22 protein-coding genes are annotated in these 20,252 nt (G+C 66.4%); 16 read left to right on the top strand and 6 right to left on the bottom strand.

Features of this window, described 5'->3' with window-relative positions; translation table 11 throughout:
* Positions 1 to 17 precede the first annotated feature (17 nt).
* The 8 genes from BJ970_RS22675 to BJ970_RS22640 are packed head-to-tail and all read left to right on the top strand — an operon-like array spanning position 18 to position 6,798.
* Positions 18 to 1,823 carry a nickel-dependent hydrogenase large subunit gene (locus BJ970_RS22675; RefSeq protein ID WP_184728111.1) on the top strand — a complete coding sequence of 602 codons (1,806 nt, stop codon included), beginning with the start codon at positions 18 to 20 and terminating at the stop codon, positions 1,821 to 1,823.
* An 18-nt stretch (positions 1,824 to 1,841) separates the two neighbouring features.
* Complete coding sequence (locus BJ970_RS22670) at positions 1,842 to 2,711, top strand: NifU family protein (protein ID WP_184728110.1); 870 nt, start codon at positions 1,842 to 1,844, stop codon at positions 2,709 to 2,711.
* The gene (locus BJ970_RS22665) at positions 2,708 to 3,382 is read left to right on the top strand and encodes a DUF5947 family protein (RefSeq protein WP_246470969.1); all 675 of its coding nucleotides are present in this window, start codon (positions 2,708 to 2,710) and stop codon (positions 3,380 to 3,382) included. Before BJ970_RS22670 ends, BJ970_RS22665 begins: the two co-directional genes overlap by 4 nt.
* A complete protein-coding gene (locus tag BJ970_RS22660; RefSeq protein ID WP_184728109.1) occupies positions 3,372 to 4,007 on the top strand; it encodes a DUF6084 family protein in 636 nt (211 codons plus the stop codon). The genes BJ970_RS22665 and BJ970_RS22660 overlap by 11 nt, the downstream gene beginning before the upstream one ends.
* Positions 4,004 to 5,293 carry a hypothetical protein gene (locus BJ970_RS22655; protein ID WP_184728108.1) on the top strand — a complete coding sequence of 430 codons (1,290 nt, stop codon included), beginning with the start codon at positions 4,004 to 4,006 and terminating at the stop codon, positions 5,291 to 5,293. The genes BJ970_RS22660 and BJ970_RS22655 overlap by 4 nt, the downstream gene beginning before the upstream one ends.
* Positions 5,290 to 5,808: a hydrogenase maturation protease gene (locus tag BJ970_RS22650; protein ID WP_184728107.1), complete on the top strand. Its 519-nt coding sequence runs from the start codon at positions 5,290 to 5,292 to the stop codon at positions 5,806 to 5,808. Before BJ970_RS22655 ends, BJ970_RS22650 begins: the two co-directional genes overlap by 4 nt.
* Positions 5,805 to 5,996, top strand: a complete 192-nt coding sequence (locus BJ970_RS22645) for a HypC/HybG/HupF family hydrogenase formation chaperone (RefSeq protein ID WP_312864359.1) — start codon at positions 5,805 to 5,807, stop codon at positions 5,994 to 5,996. Before BJ970_RS22650 ends, BJ970_RS22645 begins: the two co-directional genes overlap by 4 nt.
* 10 nt (positions 5,997 to 6,006) lie before the next feature.
* Positions 6,007 to 6,798, top strand: coding sequence for a DUF6390 family protein (locus BJ970_RS22640; RefSeq protein WP_184728105.1), 792 nt, complete (start codon positions 6,007 to 6,009; stop codon positions 6,796 to 6,798).
* Here the strand turns inward: BJ970_RS22640 and BJ970_RS22635 are convergent.
* Positions 6,782 to 7,093, bottom strand: a complete 312-nt coding sequence (locus tag BJ970_RS22635) for a hypothetical protein (RefSeq protein WP_184728104.1) — start codon at positions 7,091 to 7,093, stop codon at positions 6,782 to 6,784. The genes BJ970_RS22640 and BJ970_RS22635 overlap by 17 nt on opposite strands.
* Before the next feature lie 144 nt (positions 7,094 to 7,237).
* On the bottom strand, positions 7,238 to 7,561 hold the full coding sequence (locus BJ970_RS22630; protein ID WP_184728103.1) for a muconolactone Delta-isomerase family protein: 324 nt from the start codon (positions 7,559 to 7,561) through the stop codon (positions 7,238 to 7,240).
* A gap of 413 nt (positions 7,562 to 7,974) precedes the next feature.
* On the opposite strand from BJ970_RS22630, the gene BJ970_RS22625 reads away from it, so the two are divergent.
* Positions 7,975 to 10,287 (top strand): ATP-binding protein, encoded by a 2,313-nt coding sequence (locus BJ970_RS22625; RefSeq protein ID WP_184728102.1) that lies wholly within the window; start codon positions 7,975 to 7,977, stop codon positions 10,285 to 10,287.
* 333 nt (positions 10,288 to 10,620) lie between these two features.
* Positions 10,621 to 11,046: an SsgA family sporulation/cell division regulator gene (locus BJ970_RS22620; RefSeq protein WP_446689093.1), complete on the top strand. Its 426-nt coding sequence runs from the start codon at positions 10,621 to 10,623 to the stop codon at positions 11,044 to 11,046.
* Positions 11,047 to 11,114: 68 nt separating this feature from the next.
* Here BJ970_RS22620 and BJ970_RS22615 read toward each other — a convergent pair whose 3' ends face one another.
* The 3 genes from BJ970_RS22615 to BJ970_RS22610 form a co-directional block, all read right to left on the bottom strand.
* Positions 11,115 to 11,252, bottom strand: coding sequence for a hypothetical protein (locus BJ970_RS22615; protein ID WP_184728101.1), 138 nt, complete (start codon positions 11,250 to 11,252; stop codon positions 11,115 to 11,117).
* Between the two features lie 318 nt (positions 11,253 to 11,570).
* Positions 11,571 to 11,762, bottom strand: coding sequence for a barstar family protein (locus tag BJ970_RS40360; RefSeq protein ID WP_446689101.1), 192 nt, complete (start codon positions 11,760 to 11,762; stop codon positions 11,571 to 11,573).
* 115 nt (positions 11,763 to 11,877) lie between these two features.
* A complete protein-coding gene (locus BJ970_RS22610) occupies positions 11,878 to 12,663 on the bottom strand; it encodes a GntR family transcriptional regulator (RefSeq protein ID WP_246470967.1) in 786 nt (261 codons plus the stop codon).
* Positions 12,664 to 12,729: 66 nt separating this feature from the next.
* On the opposite strand from BJ970_RS22610, the gene BJ970_RS22605 reads away from it, so the two are divergent.
* The 3 genes from BJ970_RS22605 to BJ970_RS22595 are packed head-to-tail and all read left to right on the top strand — an operon-like array spanning position 12,730 to position 16,243.
* A complete protein-coding gene (locus BJ970_RS22605; RefSeq protein ID WP_184728100.1) occupies positions 12,730 to 13,254 on the top strand; it encodes a DUF5943 domain-containing protein in 525 nt (174 codons plus the stop codon).
* 38 nt (positions 13,255 to 13,292) lie between these two features.
* A complete protein-coding gene (locus tag BJ970_RS22600; protein ID WP_184728099.1) occupies positions 13,293 to 14,588 on the top strand; it encodes an MFS transporter in 1,296 nt (431 codons plus the stop codon).
* On the top strand, positions 14,585 to 16,243 hold the full coding sequence (locus BJ970_RS22595; RefSeq protein ID WP_184728098.1) for an amidohydrolase: 1,659 nt from the start codon (positions 14,585 to 14,587) through the stop codon (positions 16,241 to 16,243). Before BJ970_RS22600 ends, BJ970_RS22595 begins: the two co-directional genes overlap by 4 nt.
* Before the next feature lie 225 nt (positions 16,244 to 16,468).
* On the opposite strand, the gene BJ970_RS22590 is transcribed toward BJ970_RS22595, so the two are convergent.
* A complete protein-coding gene (locus BJ970_RS22590) occupies positions 16,469 to 17,311 on the bottom strand; it encodes an SAM-dependent methyltransferase (RefSeq protein ID WP_246470965.1) in 843 nt (280 codons plus the stop codon).
* A gap of 49 nt (positions 17,312 to 17,360) precedes the next feature.
* On the opposite strand from BJ970_RS22590, the gene BJ970_RS22585 reads away from it, so the two are divergent.
* The 3 genes from BJ970_RS22585 (at position 17,361) to BJ970_RS22575 (ending at position 20,190) form a co-directional block, all read left to right on the top strand.
* Positions 17,361 to 17,633, top strand: a complete 273-nt coding sequence (locus BJ970_RS22585) for a hypothetical protein (protein ID WP_184728097.1) — start codon at positions 17,361 to 17,363, stop codon at positions 17,631 to 17,633.
* Positions 17,634 to 17,769: 136 nt separating this feature from the next.
* The gene (locus BJ970_RS22580; protein WP_184728096.1) at positions 17,770 to 18,654 is read left to right on the top strand and encodes a hypothetical protein; all 885 of its coding nucleotides are present in this window, start codon (positions 17,770 to 17,772) and stop codon (positions 18,652 to 18,654) included.
* 3 nt (positions 18,655 to 18,657) lie between these two features.
* Positions 18,658 to 20,190, top strand: a complete 1,533-nt coding sequence (locus tag BJ970_RS22575) for a hypothetical protein (protein WP_184728095.1) — start codon at positions 18,658 to 18,660, stop codon at positions 20,188 to 20,190.
* Positions 20,191 to 20,252: the final 62 nt, after the last annotated feature.

Raw genomic sequence — 20,252 nt, 5'->3', positions numbered from 1 at the left:
CGCGGTTGGAGGCGATGATGACCACCATCCACAGGAGACCGTCGGCCAGCGCCGAGGACACGACGAAGTCCGACGTAGTGGAGATGGCGTGGGATCCGATCACCCGCATCGTGGGCAGTCTCGGGATCTACGCCAAAGTCGACTTCAAGCAGAAGGCAGTGCGCGAGTGCCACAGCACGTCGTCGATCTTCCGCGGCTACAGCATCTTCATGAGGGGCAAGGACCCGCGGGACGCGCACTTCATCACCAGCCGGATCTGCGGGATCTGCGGTGACAATCACGCGACCTGCTCGGTCTACAACCAGAACATGGCCTACGGGGTGGCTCCACCGCACCTCGGCGAATGGATCATCAACCTCGGCGAGGCCGCCGAGTACATGTTCGACCACAACATCTTCCAGGAGAACCTGGTCGGTGTCGACTACTGCGAGAAGATGGTCCGGGAGACCAACCCGGGCGTGCTGGAACAGGCCAACAACACCGAGGCACCGCACGCCGGTGAGCACGGCTACCGCACCATCGGCGACATCATGCGCTCGCTGAACCCGCTGGAGGGCGAGTTCTACCGCGAGGCCTTGCAGATGAGCCGGTTGACGCGCGACATGTTCTGCCTCATGGAAGGCAGGCACGTGCATCCGTCCACTTTGTACCCCGGTGGAGTGGGAACGGTGGCCACGTTGCAGCTGTTCACCGACTACCTGACCCGGTTGATGCGCTACTGCGAGTTCATGAAGAAGGTCGTTCCGCTGCACGACGATCTGTTCGACTTCTTCTACCAGGCCCTGCCCGGCTACGAGCACGTCGGGCAGCGGCGGGTGCTGCTGGGATGCTGGGGTTGCCTCAACGACCCCGCCCACTGCGACTTCCGCTACGAGCACATGAGCGAGTGGGGCCGGAAGATGTTCGTCACGCCGGGCGTCATCGTCGACGGCGAACTGGTGACCAACGACCTCGTCGACATCAACCTTGGCATCCGGATCCTGCTCGGCAGTTCTTACTACGAGGACTGGGTGGATGACGAGCACGAGGTGTTCGTGACCCATGACCCGCTGGGCAATCCGATCGACCGGCGCCATCCGTGGAACCAGCACACGATTCCCAAGCCGGCCAAGCGCGACTTCAACGCCGCCTACAGCTGGACGATGTCGCCCCGCTGGTTCGACGGGGAGAACCACCTGTCGATCGACACCGGTGGCGGCCCGCTGGCCCGGATGTGGTCCACGGCGCTCAACGGCTTGGTCAACACCGATCTGGTGCAGGCGACCGGAAGCAGCGTGCGGATCACGCTGCCCAAGACCGCACTCAAGCCCGAGACGACGTTCGAATGGCGAATTCCGAAGTGGAGCAACGCGATCGAGCGCAACCGCGCGCGGACCTACTTCCAGGCCTACACCGCCGCGCTCGCCATCCACTTCGTCGAGCAGGCGCTGGACGAGGTCCGCGCCGGGCGCACCGAGACGTGGACCCCGTTCAAGGTGCCCGACCAGGCCATCAGCTGCGGGTTCACCGAAGCCGTGCGCGGTGTGCTGTCACACCACATGGTCATCAGGGACGGCAAGATCGCCAACTACCACCCGTATCCGCCGACGCCGTACAACGGCAGCGTCCGCGACGTCTACGGCACACCGGGGCCGTACGAGGACGCGGTTGAGAACACGCCGATTTTCGAGGAGAACCCGCCGGAACGGTTCAAGGGCATCGACATCATGCGGACGGTCCGCAGCTTCGACCCGTGCCTGCCATGCGGTGTCCACATGTACGTGGGCAACGGTCTGGAAAAGGAGTACACGCACTCGCCGACAGGAGTGGTCAAGCCGTACTGACGGCAAGGGGGCGGGGACATGGAACACGACGCCCGCGCACTGGGGATGAAGATCGAGGCGCTGCTGGAAGAACTCGACAGCACCGCGGAGCCGGGCGTCCGCGCCCGGGTGGAGGACCTGGTCGGCGCCGTCATCGGGTTCTACGGGGCGGGCCTGGCGCGGGTGGTGTCGATCCTGCGGGAGCAGGATGGTGGGCAGCAGCGCTTGCGGGCGTTGGCCGAGGACGACCTTCTCGCAGGCCTCCTCGCTTTGCACGACCTGCACCCCGACGATGCCGACACCCGCATCCAGGCCGCTCTCGACCGGGTCCGCCCGTATCTCGGTTCGCACGCGGGCGGGATCGACTACGTCGGTATCGACGCCGACGGCGTCGTCGGGCTGCGCCTGCGCGGCAGCTGCGACGGATGCCCGTCCTCGACGGTCACCGTCAAGCTCGCGGTCGAGCAGGCCGTTCTCGACGCCGCGCCCGAAGCCACATCGGTGGCCGTGGAGGGCATGGTCGAGGAACCGGCGCAGCAGCCGCTGCTCCAGATCTCCATGGAGCGGGTGCGTTCCGAATCCGGCCCGACGAGCGCGTGGCAACCGCTGGAAGTCGAGGTCGCGCCCGGTGAGCTTCGCGTCTCGGACATCGCGGGTCTCGCCGTGATGACGTGCAACGTCCGCGGGACTTACTACGCCTATCGCGACGAATGCGCCGCGTGCGGCTGTTCGCTGGCCGACGCCGCCTTCACCGGCACCCGCCTGGTCTGTTCACGATGCGGCCAGGTCTACGACGTGTGCCTGGCCGGGCGGGCCGAGGACGATCCCGAGCTCGCGTTGGCCCCGCTGCCGCTGCTGCCCGAGGCGGATGGGTGGAGCATCGCGCTGCCGCAGCGAGCCGCGACATGACCGGCCGGACGCCCTTCGCCGTGCTCCGGTCGTTGGCTCGCCCCGCGGACGAGAGCCCGGTCGCTGCCGCTTCCGGACGCCGGGTGCGCCGTCCAGGCGAGGCATGCGAGATGTGCGGAGAGGGCTTGTCGGAGCGGCACAGCCACGTCGCCGATCTCGACCAGCGACGGCTGCTGTGCACCTGCCGCGCCTGCTACCTGCTGTTCACCCGGGAGGGAGCGGGTGCGGGTCGCCGCCGGGCGGTGCCCGAGGACTGCGGATCCGACCCGGACTTCGTCCTCACCGACCAGCAGTGGGAAGCCATGCAGATCCCGGTCGGGCTGGCGTTCTTCTTCCGCCAGTCCGATCTGGGCCGCCACGTCGCCTGCTACCCGAGCCCGGGTGGCGCGACCGAGTCCGAGCTCGATCTCGAAACCTGGGACGAGGTCGTGCGGGCCAACCCGCTGCTGCGCGACCTGCGGCCGGACGTCGAGGCGGCGCTGGTCCGCAGGCGGGATGGGCGCTTCGAGTGCTTCCGCACGCCGATCGACGCCTGCTACGAACTGGTCGGGATCGTGCGCAGGCACTGGGTCGGCTTCCACGGCGGCGAGGAGGTCTGGCAGCACATCGACGCTTACTTCGCCGACCTGCGGCGGCGGTGCACGCGCGGAGGCGACCGCGATGGACCTTGAGTTCACGTGCCTGGGCGCCGAGCCCGACCGGCAGGCCGCGAGCCCGACGCTGCTGCTGCGCCTGGAGGTCACCGAGACCACCGGCACGGCCATACACGCCCTCGTGCTGCGCTGCCAGATCCGCATCGAACCGCAGCGGCGCCGCTACGACGACGCCGAGGCGGAGGCGCTGCTGGACCTTTTCGGTGACCGGCCGCGGTGGTCGCAGACCCTGCGGCCGCTGCGACTGGCGTTCGCCACTGCCGTGCTCCCCGGCTTCACCGGCTCCACCCCGGCGGCTTTGCCGGTTGCCTGCACCTACGACTTCGACGTGGTGGCGGCGAAGTACCTCTACGCCCTGGATACCGGCGAGGTCCCGATGCTCCTGTTGTTCAACGGCACCGCGTTCACCGGAAGCCCGGGAACGCTATCGGTACAGCCGATCGCCTGGAACAAAGAGGCCCGTTTCCGGCTTCCCGTAGAAACGTGGCGGCAAGTCATGGAGCTGCACTTCCCCGGTACCGCGTGGCTGCGCCTGGGCCGGGAGACCTTCGACGCCCTGCACCGCTACCGCGTCCGGCACTCGTTGCTGACCTGGGACGGCGCCGTGCAACAACTGCTGAAAGAACGTGCGGAGGACGGATGAACACCTTCACCGCCGCGCAAGCGGTCGCCGACGCCGTGCTGTACGAGGGCTACCTCCTCTATCCCTACCGTGCCTCGGACGCCAAGAACCGGGTGCGCTGGCAGTTCGGCGTCCTCATGCCACCCGCCTGGGCCGAACGCGACCGCTCGGAGCGGGCCTCACTGCGCGCGGAGATCCCCGTCGAGGGCGACCTCGACCGGCTCGCGGTCCGAGTGCGCTTCCTGCACGTCCAGCGGCGTGACGTGCACGTGTTCGAGGGAACCGGGTTCCGCCTGGTCGACGCGCTGGACCTCGGCGATACCCGGTATCAGCCGTGGGACGAGGCAGTGGAGCAGGAAATCGACTGCGAGACGTCCTTGGCGGAACTGCTTACCGGTCCCCGCGACATTCCCTTTGACGTCCCCGGGGTCTGCGACATCGAGACCCTCCACGAGCGGGAGCGGCCTGTCGGCAGGCTGGTGCGTGAGCGGACACAACTGGCGGGCGCGATCCGCCTCGCGGCGGAGCAGAGACCGGGCCCATACGGGATCGTGCGGCTGCGGATCGAGGTGGACAACCGCACTCCGTGGAGCGGCGCGGAGCGCGCCGACGCGCTCACCTCGGCGCTGGTCGCCGCGCACGTGCTCGTCTCGGTCGACGGGTCGTTCATCTCGCTGCTCGACCCGCCCGAGTGGGCCCGGCCCTACGTCGCCGAGTGCGACAACGACGGCGTCTTCCCGGTTCTGGCGGGCGAACCCGCCAGCCGCGATCTCGTGCTGGCTTCGCCGATCATCCTCTACGACCACCCGCAGGTGGCCCCCGAGAGTCCGGCCGAAATGTTCGACGCCACCGAGATCGACGAGTTGCTGAGTCTGCGCACGCTCACCCTCACCGACACCGAGAAACGGGATGCCCGCGGTACCGACGAGCGGGTGCGCACGTTGCTCGACCATGTGGAGAACATGCCGCCCGAGATGCTCGACCGGCTCCACGGCACGCTGCGCTACCTGAGGTCGAACACCCCGGCCCCGCGAAACGAGTCCGACGCCATCACCGTCTCCGGCGTGCGCGTCCAGCGGGGCAGTTGGGTGCGGCTGCGCCCCGGCGCACACAGCGCCGACGCGCAGGACATGTTCCTGGCCGGTCGCACCGCAACCGTCGAGCAGGTGCTGGCCGACGTCGACGGCCGCGTCCACCTCGCGGTGATCCCGCACGGGAGCGAGGAAGCCGCCGAGGTGCAACGCCTGCACGGCCGCTACCTCTACTTCACTCCCGAGGAGGTCGAACCGGTGGAGGCCGGATCATGACGCGAGTACTGCTCGCCGGTATCGGCAATATCTTCCACGGCGATGACGGGTTCGGCAGCGCGGTCGCCGCGCGGCTGGACGCCGACCGGTTCCCCGAACAGGTCGACGTCGGCGATTACGGCATCCGCGGCGTCCACCTCGCCTACCAACTCCTGGAGGGATACGACCTCGTCGTGCTTGTCGACGCCGTCCAGCGAGGTGCGGCTCCCGGAACGCTGCACGTGATCGAGCACCAACTGGAAGAGGCGTCCGCCGAAGCAGCCGTGCCCGCGATGGACGCGCACGACCTGTCACCGGACGCCGTGCTCGCGCTGGTCCGGGCTTTCGGGGGCACACTGAAGCACGTCGTCGTGGTGGGCTGCGAACCAGAGTCGGTCGAGGTCGGCATGGGCCTCAGCCCCGTCGTCCAGGCCGCGGTCGACGAGGCGGCCCGCGTCGCCACCGACCTCGCGCTCACCGCGTTCGAGCGGGGAGAGGAGGAGCCGTGTGCCTCGGCATCCCAGGACGGGTCGTGACCGTCTCCGGCACCGACGACCTGGCGCAGGTGGACGTCGCCGGCGTGCTCCGCGACATCAACGTCGGCCTGCTCGCCCCGCCCCCCAAGCCCGGCGAATACATCCTGATCCACTGCGGATTCGCGCTCGAAATGATGACCGAGGACCAGGCCCGGGACGCGCTGGCGCCGTTCGGGCCGCAACCCTGAGGGGGCGCCGATGTCCGAGGCAGCGCAGACCGCTTCAGCACCCGGGCCGGTGCTGTTCGTCCGCTACGCCTTCCCGCCGAACCAGCGCGGCTCGTGCGGCCCGCCGGACAGCGGGCAGTTCTTCGAGTACGGGGTCACCTGCACGGTCGATCCCGGTCTGGTGGAGCTGGCCCGGCAGTTCACCGGCGCCTGGCCGTACCTGGAGCTCATCGCCGACGCCACCGGAACACCCGATCCGCTCGACCGGCGCGTCGTCGAGGCCTACTGGATCGGCAACGACCTGCTCGACCGTGTCGGAGCGCGGGCGATGGGCGACTCGGTGGAAGAGCGGTTCCGGCGCCGGACCGGGCGGTTCGGTCCGCTGGCCGACTCCGTGCTGGCTGGGGGGATGCCACACCACAGCTACCACGTGTTCTGCGTCTACCCCTGGCTCGGCCTGCTGGGTGGCGGCGGAACCGCCGCCGAACACGCGCTGACCGTGCTCGACCGTTGCCGCATCCGGTGGGGCCGGGTGCGCGCGGTGGAAGGCGACCAGGTCGTGGTGGACACGCGCGCGCTGACCTGGGACGGCAGGTGTCTGGGTCTCGGCCCGGCCGAGACCGAGATCGCCACCGCGGCGGTCGACGGAGTCGGCTTCGTCTCCGATCTCCGGCCGGGTGACCAGGTCGCGCTGCACTGGGACTGGGTCTGCGACCGCCTCACCCCGCAGCAGCTGGCGGCGCTGCACCGCTACACGCGGCACCACCTCGACATCGCTAACCACCGGCTGGAGAAACCCGGCCTGGCTAAGCACCTCGGTTGAGCGACCGGACGCGCGTGGCTTCGGCTGGGACGCCGGGCGCGAGGATCAGCGGAGCCGCGCCACCAACGAGCCGCGCCGCCGGAGCCGTCGGCCGGCACTCGTCCGCATCCGGCTCCCACTGGCGCGGCGCAGTGGTGAGCCCGAGCAGGAACGTCGTCGTGCACTCCAAAACCTGCGCGAGTTCGGGCAACCGGGCGACGTCCACACCCGTGCCGTGCTCCAGGCAGCTCAGCGTCTTGTTCGTGGTCTCCACCCCATACCGACGCAGGCGGCTGACCACCTGCTGCTGGGTCAACCCCAGCTCTCGGCGTCGCTCGCGCAGCCGGTGGGCGACCAGCCAACGCCGGTCACCACGCGGACCGTAGTTAGCGATGATGCCACCTCCGGAGTCGGTGAACTCAGTGTCGACCGGCTCCGCGGGCCCGTCAAACGGCTCAGATCACCGGATGATTTTGGTGTCCAGCCCGCTCTCCTCGGCCGCGGCCGTGCCATCGCCGCCGACTTTGGCCATATCGGCCAGGGTATACACGTCGTAGTGCGCGAAGTTGAACACCGGAGCCATGGCGAGCAGCCGCTCGAACTCCTCGTGGGAGTCCACCTCATAGATCCACGCCCCGCCATGCGCGCCCACGACGTGGTACCGACTCACCACCTTGCCAGTGGCTTCCAGCTTTTCGCCGTAGGCGGGCATGTTCCCCACGGCGCGCTGCATCTCCGACGACAACAAACCCAGATCGATCTTCCATAGTACGAGAAACTTCACGACCGCCTCCCACCACAAACTTCCGCCGACACCGTTGCGGACCAAGGTCCTTGCGGACCCCATGTTCACCTACACACCGCTTTACCGCCGTGTGAAAAAGGTGTTGACCACGCAATGTCAGCGATGATCTTCGGTCACCTCGCGCCCACCCTGCGAATGTGACCCTTTCATAGACCAGTTGCTCCGATTCGCTGTTCGGGCCGGGGAAAGCGACGCGTTCGCTAGGAACTTGCGGAGTAGGTCACCTCAGGGCGCACCCTGCCAGACTAGGGGCACTTGGCTGGGTGTCGACCGCCGTCCGCTGTGGACCAACCTCGGCCAGGGACTTCGGGGTGACCACAGCGGACAGGCCGTTCATTCCGATACCATTTGAGTACTCTTGCGTCAAGACAAACCAGCGTGGATGGGCATCAATGGCACTCGTCTCGGCAGAGGGCCTACAGGCAATCGCACTGACGTCGTTTGTCGGGCGACGCGCGGAGCTCAGCGACGTCAAGCGCGGGCTGTCGGCTTCCCGGATGTTGACCCTCACCGGCGTGGGCGGGGTCGGCAAGACGCGGCTGGCCATGCGCGCCGCATGGGAAATGCGCCGTTCATTTCCCGACGGCGTCTACTGGGTGGAGCTTGCGAGCGTGGACGACGGATACCTGCTGCCGCAGACCGTCGCTACGGCGATGGAGATTCGAGACCAGTTCACGACATGGACCGCGGACGCGCTGGCGGAACGATTGCGGGAGCTCCGAGCGCTGCTGGTGCTGGACAACTTCGAACACCAGTTGGACGCGTGTGCCGAACTCGTGGCAAGGCTGCTGACCCGATGCCCTGGACTGCGGGTTCTCGGCACCAGTCGCGAACCGTTGAGCACCCCGGGAGAGCGCGTGCTGCCGGTACTGGCTCTTGGCGTGCCCCCCGACGACACCCGACGTCCCGCCCACAAGCTGCGTGCATTCGAGGCTATCCGGCTCTTCGAGGACCGCGCGGCGGCAGCAGTACCGCACTTCGAAATTGACGACCACAACGGTCCAGCAGTGGCAAGGCTGTGTCGGCGACTGGATGGAATCCCGCTCGCCATCGAACTTGCCGCTGCGAGTCTGCGAGTGCTCTCGGTGGAGGAGCTCCTGCGGCGTCTGGACGACCGGTTCCGCGTATTGACTTCCGGCAATCGTGCCGCGCTGCCGCGGCTCCAGACCCTGCGAGCGTCGATCGATTGGAGTTTTGATCTCTGCACCGAGCGCGAGCGGACCCTCTGGGCTCGGATGTCAATCTTTCCGGAGAGTTGTGACATGGACGCGGTGGAAGCCGTGTGCGCGGATGCCGCATTGCCGCACGGCGAGATACTGCCGGCGCTGACCGGGTTGGTGGGCAAGTCCGTCGTCATCCGCGATGAGCGGGAAACCGGTGTTTGGTACCGGTTGCTGGAATCGATCCGGCAATATGGCCGCGAGGTGCTGCACGCGGCCGGGCAAGAGCAGGAACTCCGGAAACGGCATCGGGATTGGTATGTGAAAGTCGCGGAGGAAACGCGGCGCCAGTGGTTCGGTCCTGCCCAAGTGGATTTGTCCCGACGGGCACGTCTGAATGATGCCAACGTTCGCGCTGCGCTCGACTTCTGCCTCGCCGTATCCGATGAATCTCACCAAGGATTGCGGCTGGCCGACGCCTACCGTGATGTGTGGCGGGTCGGTGGACTCACCAGTGAGGGGCGGCTCTGGTTCGAGCGCCTGCTGGACAAAGATGTCGAACCCAGCGTGCCCAGGGTCCGCGCGCTCGCCAGCGCCAGCTACCTCGCGCTGATGCAAAACGACCTGGCCACGGCGAAGGGGATTCTTGAAGAAAGCCGAAAGCTGGCCGTGGACTTTGCCCAGGAGCAGTCCGCGACCCTGTACCAGGTAGCCGAAGCAGTCGCCGCCATGCAGCAATACGACTTTTCCAAAGCCGTTGTGCTGCTTGAGGAATTCGTAGCGCGGCACCGGAATACCGAAGAGCTTGACTGGCTCGCCTCCGCGCTGCTGAACCTCGGCATCAGTCACTCGGTCCGTGGCGACGGAGAACGCGCAATGGCCAACTGGACGAAGCTGCTGGACCTGTGCGAGCAACACCGCGAGACTTGGCGCCGGACATGGGCCCTGTGGGGCCTTGGACTCGAGGCATGGCGCCAGGGCGATTGGGACAGGGCCGAAGCTTGTGAACTCCAGTGCCTGGACGCGCAACGCGTCTTCGACGATACGACCTGCGCGGCTAACTGCATCGAGACGATAAGCTGGATCGCGGCGAGTACCGAGCGCAGTGAGCAAGCCGCTGAGCTGGCCGGAGCCGCCCACACTCTCCGCGGGCACCGCAGCGGACCACGTTCACAATTCCCCTTTTTCGCCGAGTACCAGGACCGCTGCCAAGCGCAGGTGCGGCGAGCCCTCGGCGAGGAGAAATACACCCGGGCCTTCAACAAAGGTACCGGCCTGACGTTCGATCAGGTGGCGACTCGACTTCTCGGAGAACCCGCCGCCCGCGGGAAATCCGTTCGAGAGGAAACGGCCGAACACCCGCTCACGAAACGCGAACGGGAAGTCGCCAACCTCGTCGCGCAGGGAATGAGCAACAAGCAGATCGCGGAAACCCTCGTCATCTCGCAACGCACCGCCGAAGCCCACGTCGAACATATCCTCACCAAGCTCGGCTTTACCTCGCGCACTCAGATCGCCGCGCTGGTGGCACAAGGCAGAACATGAGGAGTGGGCAAGATCTGCCGGCATCATCGCCAACGGCGAACTGGTGAAGCGTAGGGGCCGTGCCGCGCGCCTCGGGCCTCCGCGAAGTCCTACGATCTGGGCCTTTGCTCTCACGAGGCGGCGATGTGACGCAGGTTGCAGTCCTGTCGTCTAGAGACCGCCGGACAGGGCAAAAGTGCAGCTCAGAGCGCCGTTCTGCGATCTTGTCGAAGCTGTCGATCGACGCGTCGGTCCGGTCCTCCCAGCCGTCTGTAGATGACGTGAAGAAGTCCTCGACCGGGGTCGGTCAAGCTTGAGTCAACCAGGGAGCCAACACTGAAGGAGTGCACCACCATGATGGCCAGCGACCACAAGACGATCCAGACCGCCACCTTCTTCCACCTGGTGGCCCCGGCCAGCGTGAACGCGCCGGTGGGCGTGGAGCTGCGCTACGACAGCCGTAACCCCTACGAGGTGTCGATGAGCTTCAACACCGGTAAGCCCAACACGGTCGACTGGGTGTTCGGCCGCGATCTCCTGGCCGACGGCCTGTTAGCCGACAGCGGTGAAGGCGACGTGCGGATCAGCCCCCGCTCCGACGAGCCCACGCGGGTCCTGATCACGCTGACCTCGCCGTCCGGACAGGCCACCTTCGACGCCGACGCCGACCTGCTGGCGGCCTTCGTCGACGACAGCTACGAGGTCGTCGCGCCCGGTGACGAGCACCTGTTCATGAATATCGACGAGGCGCTGAGCCAGCTGATGCAGCACGAGCTGTGACCGGTCGCTTACCAAGATGGTCGCGGTTGTGAGCAACCGCCGCCCGGTCAGCTGACGCCCTGCGCTGATCAGCGCGGACTCCTGGTGGCCGCCGATGCCAAGGAGTACCAGGCCGCAGCGTGCAGGCCGCTGAACCGGGCCAGAAAGACCCAGTCATCGACGTGATCGCCGAAGCGAGCCCATTCGAAGTCCAGCAGGGCCATCACGCTTCGATCGCACACCAGGCAGTTGCCCCAATGACAAATCCTCCGGTCCTCATAGCAACCCGATTCACGTCGACACCATTTGCCTTCGCGGACCTTACGCCTAATTCGTGATGGGGGTTCGCCCAGCGCCGGGCTGATCAAACCGGAGGTCAGTAGTAGTTGGTTTTACCGGTTGAGTGGTCGACAACGGGAATGGGTTTTTCCTCGACTTGGCTCGACGCGATGGTGGAGCGAAGGCGTTCGGCCTGCTGTTGGAGCGCTCCGGAGATCGTGCGATCGCCGACTCTGTCCGGCCCTGTGAATACGACGTGGTAGATCTCAGTCTGGTACTGCGGCCACACCCCCCGGCCAGAGCTCGCAGAAACTTGCGAAGTCCTCTTTGGACCACGTGGCGAGATGGGTGCAGTCGTTGATCACGATGAGGTAGCCGACCGGGTTGTCGATCCACTCCAGATCGCCTATCCAGTCCTCGACCGCATCCCAGCTGTCTGCTTCTTCAGGAAAATCCAGCGACCGTGTCTAGCAGCAGACCATCCTCCATCTCGACAGTCCGCTTGATTCTGTCACCCTGTGCCAGCGCCCCGTAGCGGGTTCGCGGAGCCTGCCTGCGCGCAGGCCCGGCGGGTCACACGCTCGCTTCTCGCCGCGTCTCGTCCGCGATGGCCCGTTGTAGCTCCTTGGTGGTGATGTGGACCGACGTCATGACGTCGCCCCCGAGGTCGACCTCATCGGCGCCGCTGGACGCGATGTAGGTGAGGATGCGCTCGCGGAACAGCCGAACATGGCTCACCGCAACGGTTTCCGCCGTCTCCGGGTCGTGGTCCTGGTAGGCGTCGATGAGCGCGGAGTGATCGTGGCTGACCCGGGTGAAGTGGTCATCGAGGCGGTTGGCGTTCCAGTCCTCCGCGCCACCGAAGGCGAGGTAACCCAGCCGCTGCCCCTCATCGTAGATCCGGGCGGCGAGCACCGAGAGGTACTCATTCCGCGCGATACGGGCTTCCAGGTTGTGCAGCGCGGCGTTGGCCTCGGCGATATCGGGCGCGGACCGCCGCCGGATCGCGTCGTTGACCAGCGCATCGGTCTCGCGGAGTTCGGCGATTTCCTCGGGGAGAACGCGAATGGCGACCAGCCTCGCGATCGCTTTCGCAGTGACGATGTGCGCTTCGAACAGGCTGCTGATGCCGGCGATATCCAGTGGTCGCACGGTGAAGCCGCCACCCGGCTGCGCCCGGATTAGGCCCTCGGAAGCAAGGAGGAACAGTGCTTCGCGCAGCGGAGTGCGGCTCAGCCCGAGCTCCTGGCTCAGCTGCATGTCATCGATCCACTCACCGGGGGTGAGGCGCAGCGTCATGTATCGCGCCTTGATCTCCGCATAGGCCCGTTCCATCTGTGTCCGCTGTCGCCGTCCCATGCCGACCATCCTGGCATACCGATTTCGCGCCCTTGACCCATCTTAGCCGCTCTGTATTATTTCTGCATGCAGAGCCACGAGGCGCATGAGCTGCCGGTCACGGTCCAGATCGATGGCGAAACGGGCAGGTGGAGCGTCGACGGTCTGCCCATGGTGCTGGTGCCCCAGCACCTGCTCGTGAACAATCTGGATGCCGTGGAGCGGCACGTCGGGCGGGACTGCTCTGCCGAGCTGTTCCGAGGCGCCGGCCGCAGCTCGGCGCGACACTGGTGCGCACACGAGGCCACGCGCCTCGGGCTATCGGGAGCCGCGATCGTGCGGCACTACCTGGACCGCCTGACCCGCCGCGGGTGGGGCCGCTTCGAGATCGACGAACTCGACCCCGTCCACGGCGTACTCCAGGTACGGGTGGCGCATTCCGCGCTGCTGTCGGTAGCGGGCTCGACGCGATCCGTCGACAGGGCCTGCTACCTGTTCGAGGCATGGCTCGAGGGCGCGCTCGAGTACGCGTCGGAGGACTCTTCGCGCGTGGCGGTCCGCGAGATTCAGTGCGCTGTCAATGCTGAGGAGTGCGTCTTCACCAGCAACTAGAAGGTGCCATGAAAAGTCAAAATGCCCATGATGCAAAGATGCTGCGCAAGGTCATCCGTGCAGCATCCATCGGCAATTTCGTCGAATGGTTCGACTTCGCCCTCTACGGTTTCCTCGCCACCGAGATCGCCACCAACTTCTTTCCCAGCAACGACGCGACGGCCGGTCTGCTCAAGACCTTCGCCGCGTTCGCGGTTGCCTTCGCGCTGCGCCCGATCGGCGGGGCGTACTTCGGTGCGCTAGGCGACCGCATCGGCCGCAAACGCACCCTGGCCGTCACCATCCTGCTCATGGCGGGATCCACGGTCGCCCTCGGCATCCTGCCCAACTACGCCACGATCGGCATCGCTGCGCCGATCCTGCTCGTGCTGATCCGATGCGTGCAGGGATTCTCCACCGGTGGCGAATACGCCGGCGCCTGTGCGTTCGTACTAGAGCACAGCCGCACGGACAAGCGTGCCTGGTACTCAAGCTTCCTCCCGGTGAGTACCTTCACCGCGTTCGGTGCAGCGGCCATCGTGTCCTTCGCGTGTAGCGGCATGCTCGGCTCCGCATCGATGACCGAGTGGGGTTGGCGAATCCCCTTCCTCATCGCGGCGCCGCTTGGCGTATGCGGCTTCTACATCCGTCAGAAGCTCGACGAGACACCGGATTTCCGGCAGGTCGCGGACAACGAGACGGTCGCATCCGCACCGGTGCGGGAAGCCTTGCGATCACACGGACGGTCCATGGCCAAGCTCGGGCTCTTCATCTGCACCACCGCGCTGTCGTTCTACATGTTCACCACCTACATGACGACCTACCTCAAGGTCACCGCGGGCCACAACGCGTCGACGACACTTCTGTCCAATGTGCTCGCCCTGCTGTTCGCGGCTGCGCTGTGCCCGGTCGTTGGCCGCCTCTCCGACCGGTTCGGCAGGCGCATGACCATGTTCACCGCCGCCGGTCTCCTGGTCGCCGGTGGGCTTCCCGCGTTCCTGCTGGCCGGAAGCAGCGGGCTGACGATGGCGGTCACGGGCCAACTGCTGCTGGCATTCGGCACCGTGTCGTGCAACGTCGTGACTGCGGTGATGCTCGTCGAGCTTTTCCCCACGCGGGTGCGCTACACGGCCTCCGCACTCACCTACAACATTGCCTACGCGGTGTTCGGCGGAACAGCGCCTTTTATCGCGACGTTCCTGATCGGGGCGACCGGTGATCCGCTTGCGCCCGCCTACTATCTCGTGATCGCCTCGGTTATCGCGCTCGTCGCGGCGTGCAGGATTCCCGAAACCTCTCGCCGCGCGCTCTCCGCCCCCGACCCGGTTTCCCATCCTGGAGCGATTTCCTCATGAACCCCACAATCACCGTGTTCCCGGCCAGGCGCGTGCTGACCATGGATCCGGGACGTCCGAGCGCCTCCGCCGTCGCCGTCATGGACGGCCGAGTGCTGTCCACCGGCAGCATCGAGTCAATGAAGCCATGGCTCGACCGCCACGATTACGAGGTGGACGACACCTTGGCCGACAAGATCATCATGCCGGGCTTCATCGACCCGCACACGCATTTCGCGCTCTCCGCTGGCTACCTCGGCGTGCCCTACGTCGGTCCGATCGACTCGCCGGGGCCCTGCGGTACCAACCCAGGGCACCCCACGCGCGAGAGCGTCATGACGGAGCTGCGCGCCCTCGACGCCAAGATGCCCCCGGGCAAGACCTTGGTCGCCTGGGGATTCGATCCGGCCATCCAAGGTGGACACCTGCATCGCGACGAACTGGACGGGGTGGTGGGCGATCGGCCGGTGTTCATCATCTCCTACGCGCCGCATTTCCTGTACGCCAACACGGCCGCGCTGAACACGACACACGTCGGCGAGGACAGCACGGTGCACGGCGTCGGACGCTACGACGACGGCCGGCTCAACGGCCAGTTCATCGAGCTCGCCGCGCACAAGGCCGCCGTAGGCCGCTCGGCCGCCGACCTCGTGGAGGACACCGGAGAGCAAGGCCTGCGCGACATGGCGGGGCTGGCCGTGCGCTCGGGCGTCACCACGACCGCGGAACTGCTGTTTGGCCTGACCGACCCCGAGCACGAGTGGCGCATTCACGACGCCGCGTTCAACGATCCCGCCACACCCGTGCGCATGGCGCTGGTGTCCTACGAGATGACCCTGCACGACCAGCACGGCGCCAAGGCAGCCCACCACTTGGCCGAGCTGCACGACCGCAACAGCGAGACGCTGTTTTTCCACGGCGTCAAGTTCCTCGCCGACGGGTCGTTCCCCGCCATGTCCCTGCGCGTGCGTTTTCCCGGGTATCTCGACCTGAGCAACGGGGTGCGCAATGACGTGCCATGGGAGCAGCTGCACGAGCGCATGCTGCCGTTCTGGGAAGCCGGCATTCCCATCCATTGCCATGCCAACGGGGACGAGAGCATCGACGCCGCACTCGACGCACTGGCGGCACTGCAGAACATCCGTCCTCGCTTCGATCACCGTTTCACCCTTGAGCATTACTGCATCAGCACGCCCGACCAGGCCCGGCGGATGAAGGCACTGGGCGCGCAAGCCAGCGTCAACTGCTACTTCGTCCACTACCGCAGCCATGTGCACAGCCATAAGGGCTACGGCCCGGACAGGTCCGAGGCCGTCGGACGGCTCGGGTCGCTGGAGCGCGAGGGCGTGACCTTCGCCCTCCACTCCGACTTCTCCCTCGTCGCGGTGCCCATGCACCCCCTTACCGCGGCCTGGGTGGCGGTCAACCGCTTCGGGGCCGACGGTACGACCGTCCTCGCCCCCGGCGAGCGCATCGGCGTTGACCGCGCGATGCGCGCGATCACCGTCGATGCCGCGCACATGCTCGGAATGGAACGCACCGCCGGCAGCCTGGAGCCAGGCAAGTTCGCCGACTTCGCCATTCTTGACGAGGATCCCTACCAGGTAAGCCCGACGGAGCTGCGCGACATCCCCATCTGGGGCACCGCCCGCTCGGGCGTGCTCCGCCAGGCCTAGCCTCGGTCATCCCGGGATCGCACCGGCCCGGCGCTACCCCGGCAAAGTTGATGGACCAGCCAGACGACGGCGTAGGACGACGAGTCGCCCGATCACGGAAGCTGGCAGGGCTTACGCAGGAGCGCCTGGCCGAGAGGGCCAACCTGTCCGCATCCCTTGTTTGAGGTTGCCCCTCAAGACCGGACACCGTTCTAGGATCACCTTGCACTGGAGCCTGTACCCGCACTACACCTTGGCACCAGTCAAATTCTCGGGGCAGCCGGTGGGCTTGCGGGCGACCACGCCGTGGGTGCGCAGGATCGGCGCCGCTTCCTCGTCGGGGTGCCACTCGTTGGTCCGCACGATGCCTGGTGGCTCCAGGTCGAAGCCGTCCAGCCAGGCCGCCAGTTCGCTCCGCCCGCGATGGACGAACGGCACTCTGGTGGACTTGCGGTACTCATCGAGCATCCGGGCCTGCTCGGCAGGCAGGTCCTCGTCGTCGTCCGCGTGCGAGAGCGCCACGAAACTACCCGGCGCGGTCCGCTCCAGGTATGTGCGGACGATCTCGCCCGGCCGGTCGCTGTCCGGGATGAAGTGCAGCACCGCGATCAGTAACACGGCGACCGGCCGCGACAGATCGAGCAATTCGGTGACCTCGGGGTGACCTAACACGTCCGCGGGCTGCCGCAGGTCCGCCTGGATCACGGTGGCGCGGTCGTTGCCGGCCAGCAGGTGCCGACCGTGGGCCACTGCGACCGGTTCGATGTCGACGTATGCCACCTTCGCTTCAGGGTTGGCCGCCTGCGCCACCTCGTGCACGTTACCGACGGTCGGCACCCCGGAGCCCAGGTCGAGGAACTGATCCACCCGATGCTCGGTAGCCAGGTAGGTGACCACACGGCGAAGGAAAGCGCGGTTGGCCCAGATCGCCGCCCGCAGCGTCGGCATCACCTCAGCAGCCTTGCTGCCGACCTCGCGATCCACGGCGAAGTTATGGTTGCCGCCGAGCCAGTAGTCGTAGATCCGGGCGGGACTCGGGATGGATACATCGATCTCGGGCAGTGGGTGCCCTGCCTCGTCCATGCTCATGGCGACATTGTCCCCTAACCGCCGCTCCCGCTGAAGGCACGAGAAAGCGATGAGCGACCAGAACACCGGGCTGCGGCGCAATGGGGATTCTCGCGGTCCGGGGGCTGGGTTCGCGCGGTGGGCTCGTGCGGCGCCCGAAGCACACCCCACGTGGACGAGAAGCGCGCTGGAAACGCTGCTGAGCCAGCACAGCGCCACCGCGGCGTTCCTGCAAGACCTCGCTCGCCTCGGTTCGTCCACGAGCTTGAGGCGCAGGTTCGTCCACGAGCTTGAGGCGCAGCGAAACCATGGCGTAGTGGCAGTCGCACCGCGCCAGAGCTAGTGGCTAGACCCGCGCTGAATCCCCGGTGGGCCAACCGAACTATTCTCCCTGGTTCCCCGCCAAGAGACGATGGAAACGCGGAGGGAGTATCGCCTCGCTCCCTCGGTGTGGCCAGGTTGACCGAGACGCGGTCGGCGTGGTCGAGGCCGCTGGCGACGCTGCAAGGACGCTCGCACCAACAAGAACACAGGGAGGCGGGGTACCCGTGACTGTACTTGAAATTCGCGATGGTCAACCTTGGTGGTTGAGTCCAGATGTGTGGATTGTTCCCGGGGATGACCCAGAGGGTCCGCCGGGGCAACCGGTCGCCGGAGCACCCGCGTACCTGTGGGCACGTGTGCACAACGACGGCGAGTACGAGGTACGCGATGCCGTGGTCCGTTTCTACTGGGCCAACCCTGCCGTGGGTTTCGATCGCACCACCGCGAACCTGGTGGGTTCTGCCTTCGTCTCCTTGCCACCGAAGCAGAATTCAGCAGTGTTGTGCTTGGCTCCCTGGAGTGTCACCGCCATCAACGATGGGCATGTGTGCGTGCTGGCCGAAGCCTTCCACCCCACACTCGACCCCTTGCCCGCGAGCCCCGCCTTCAACGTCACCTCAGACCCTCACGTGGCCCAGCGCAATCTCAACATCGTGCAGGCGGCGGACGTCGCGCCGGTCTTCGTGAGTTTCGAAATCCACAATCCGGACCGGGTCACGCGCTCGTTCACACTCACTGCCGAAGTCGCGGACCCGGCCAGTCTGCGGCGGCTCGGCCAGACCACGGGAATCGATAGCCAGCATCTCGACCACGGTGGTCGAGTCGAGGTCTTCGGGTTCGCCCACGCGGCCTGTCTCGGCCCGGACGAACTCACACACGTCCCGGACAAGGTCGAAGTGAAACTCGCCGCCGGCCAGCGCGCGGGACTGTTTCTCGCCGCACGACAACAGGAAGGCACCACGGGGCTGGTCAACGTCGTGCAGTCGGCCGGCGGCCGAGAGGTGGGTGGCCTGTCGTGCCTGCTGAAAGGGCGGGTGTGAGCGATGAACACTATCGCGATTGCCCACCGACCGTTTGCGGTGCATCCCGCGACGGGCCTGATGACACCCGACGGGATCTTCGACGTCGCGCTAGGCGTGCAGGAGCTGCAGGCGTCGGTCCACAACCTCACCGCGGCACCGCTGGTGGACACCAAGGTATATCTCGAAAGCGTGTCCGATCCGAGCCTCACGGTCGTTCCCGCCACCTATGACGTGAGTGATCTGCCGCCGAGCGCCGCCCGTCGACTGGCGTGGCGCGTCGATGCCACGCACGCCTCAGCAGGCGAGCATCGGGTCAGTTTTATCGGTGACGGCCCCGCCGGAACGACGCGGATCATCCAGAAGATCTTCGTGGCGCGCACGAGCGCGGATCCCACGACCGGCACGTTCAACCTGGATCTGCCTCAAGGGCGGCTGAACGTCGAAATCGTGTCGCTGTTCGCCTCAGCACAACGATGCTGCATACCGCCCCACCCGCACGGTGGTCAGCTCGGCGTTGGGCCGCTGGAGCACGCGGACAAGTCATTTCTCGATCTCGCCCGCGCGCTGTATACCCAACACCGCGCGGACTTTGTGTTCTGTCCACCGGGTTACCTTCCCAAACAGGTGCGGTTGACCTTGACTCCCACACCTGCCTACGACGGGCAATACGGTCCTCTCCCGTTCGAAGACCCCTGGTGGAAGATCGCCCTGTGTTTGCTCGCCCTCGTTCTGCTGATCGCGGGGGCCGTCGCCGAAGCGGAGGAAGGCTCAGGGTCCATCACGGTCTCGACCGGCGGTACTGACCCGAACTGCTGCGGCGTGGATGCCGAAGGCGGCGGCACCAGCTACGTAGCCGCAGGACTCGTGGCCGCCGCCGCTACCGCCCTCATCCTCGCGGGGGAATCCGACGAGCGCGACGTTCTACGCCGAGGCGAGGACCACACCGCACCCAGCGCCGGGGAACTGACCGTGTCCGAGGCACTCGACATCGAATTCATTCCTCGCGACCCGGTCGCTCTCGGCCGTCCATTCTCGGTGGATGTGGCCTGGGCCTACCAACGGCACACCAACTCGGGGCGAACCCTGAGCCATACGGTCCCGCAGGAAACCGGCACCAACGTGCATGTCCTCTCGCGGTATGAGATCAACGCCCCGGACACGATTCGGGCCTACCAAAAGGAGCCCTTCGAGATCACCGCGAAATTCTTCGATGCCGACGGTGCGCAGTTGCGCGGCGAGGCGTTGTTCGTTCAGTGCTTCCTGTTCGGCCCCAGTGGCCAAACCCTTCGTTTCCCGTTGACCGACGACGGCATGAAACCAGACACCGCGGCCACCGACGGCACCTACACAGGGCAAGTTTCCTTCCTCCGTCAGGAACGCGGGATGTGGAAGTATTTCGTCCTCGCCCAAGACGTAAACACCGCCACACCCGAGATGAAGCCCGAACAAGCCGCTCAGATCATCGGCGGCATGGTCCTCACCCACCAACTGACCATCGGCTTTTCCGGCGGCACCTGCCCACTGGTTCCCGATGGCCACGTCAACGTCATCTAGCTGCGAGCAGCGTACGAGAAAGAGCTGTCGAAGGGCCTTGACAACGCCGCGCGATGCCCTGG

The sequence above is a fragment of the Saccharopolyspora phatthalungensis genome, assembly GCF_014203395.1.
In the GTDB taxonomy this organism is placed as follows: domain Bacteria; phylum Actinomycetota; class Actinomycetes; order Mycobacteriales; family Pseudonocardiaceae; genus Saccharopolyspora; species Saccharopolyspora phatthalungensis.
This window is presented reverse-complemented; position numbering and strand designations above follow the sequence as displayed.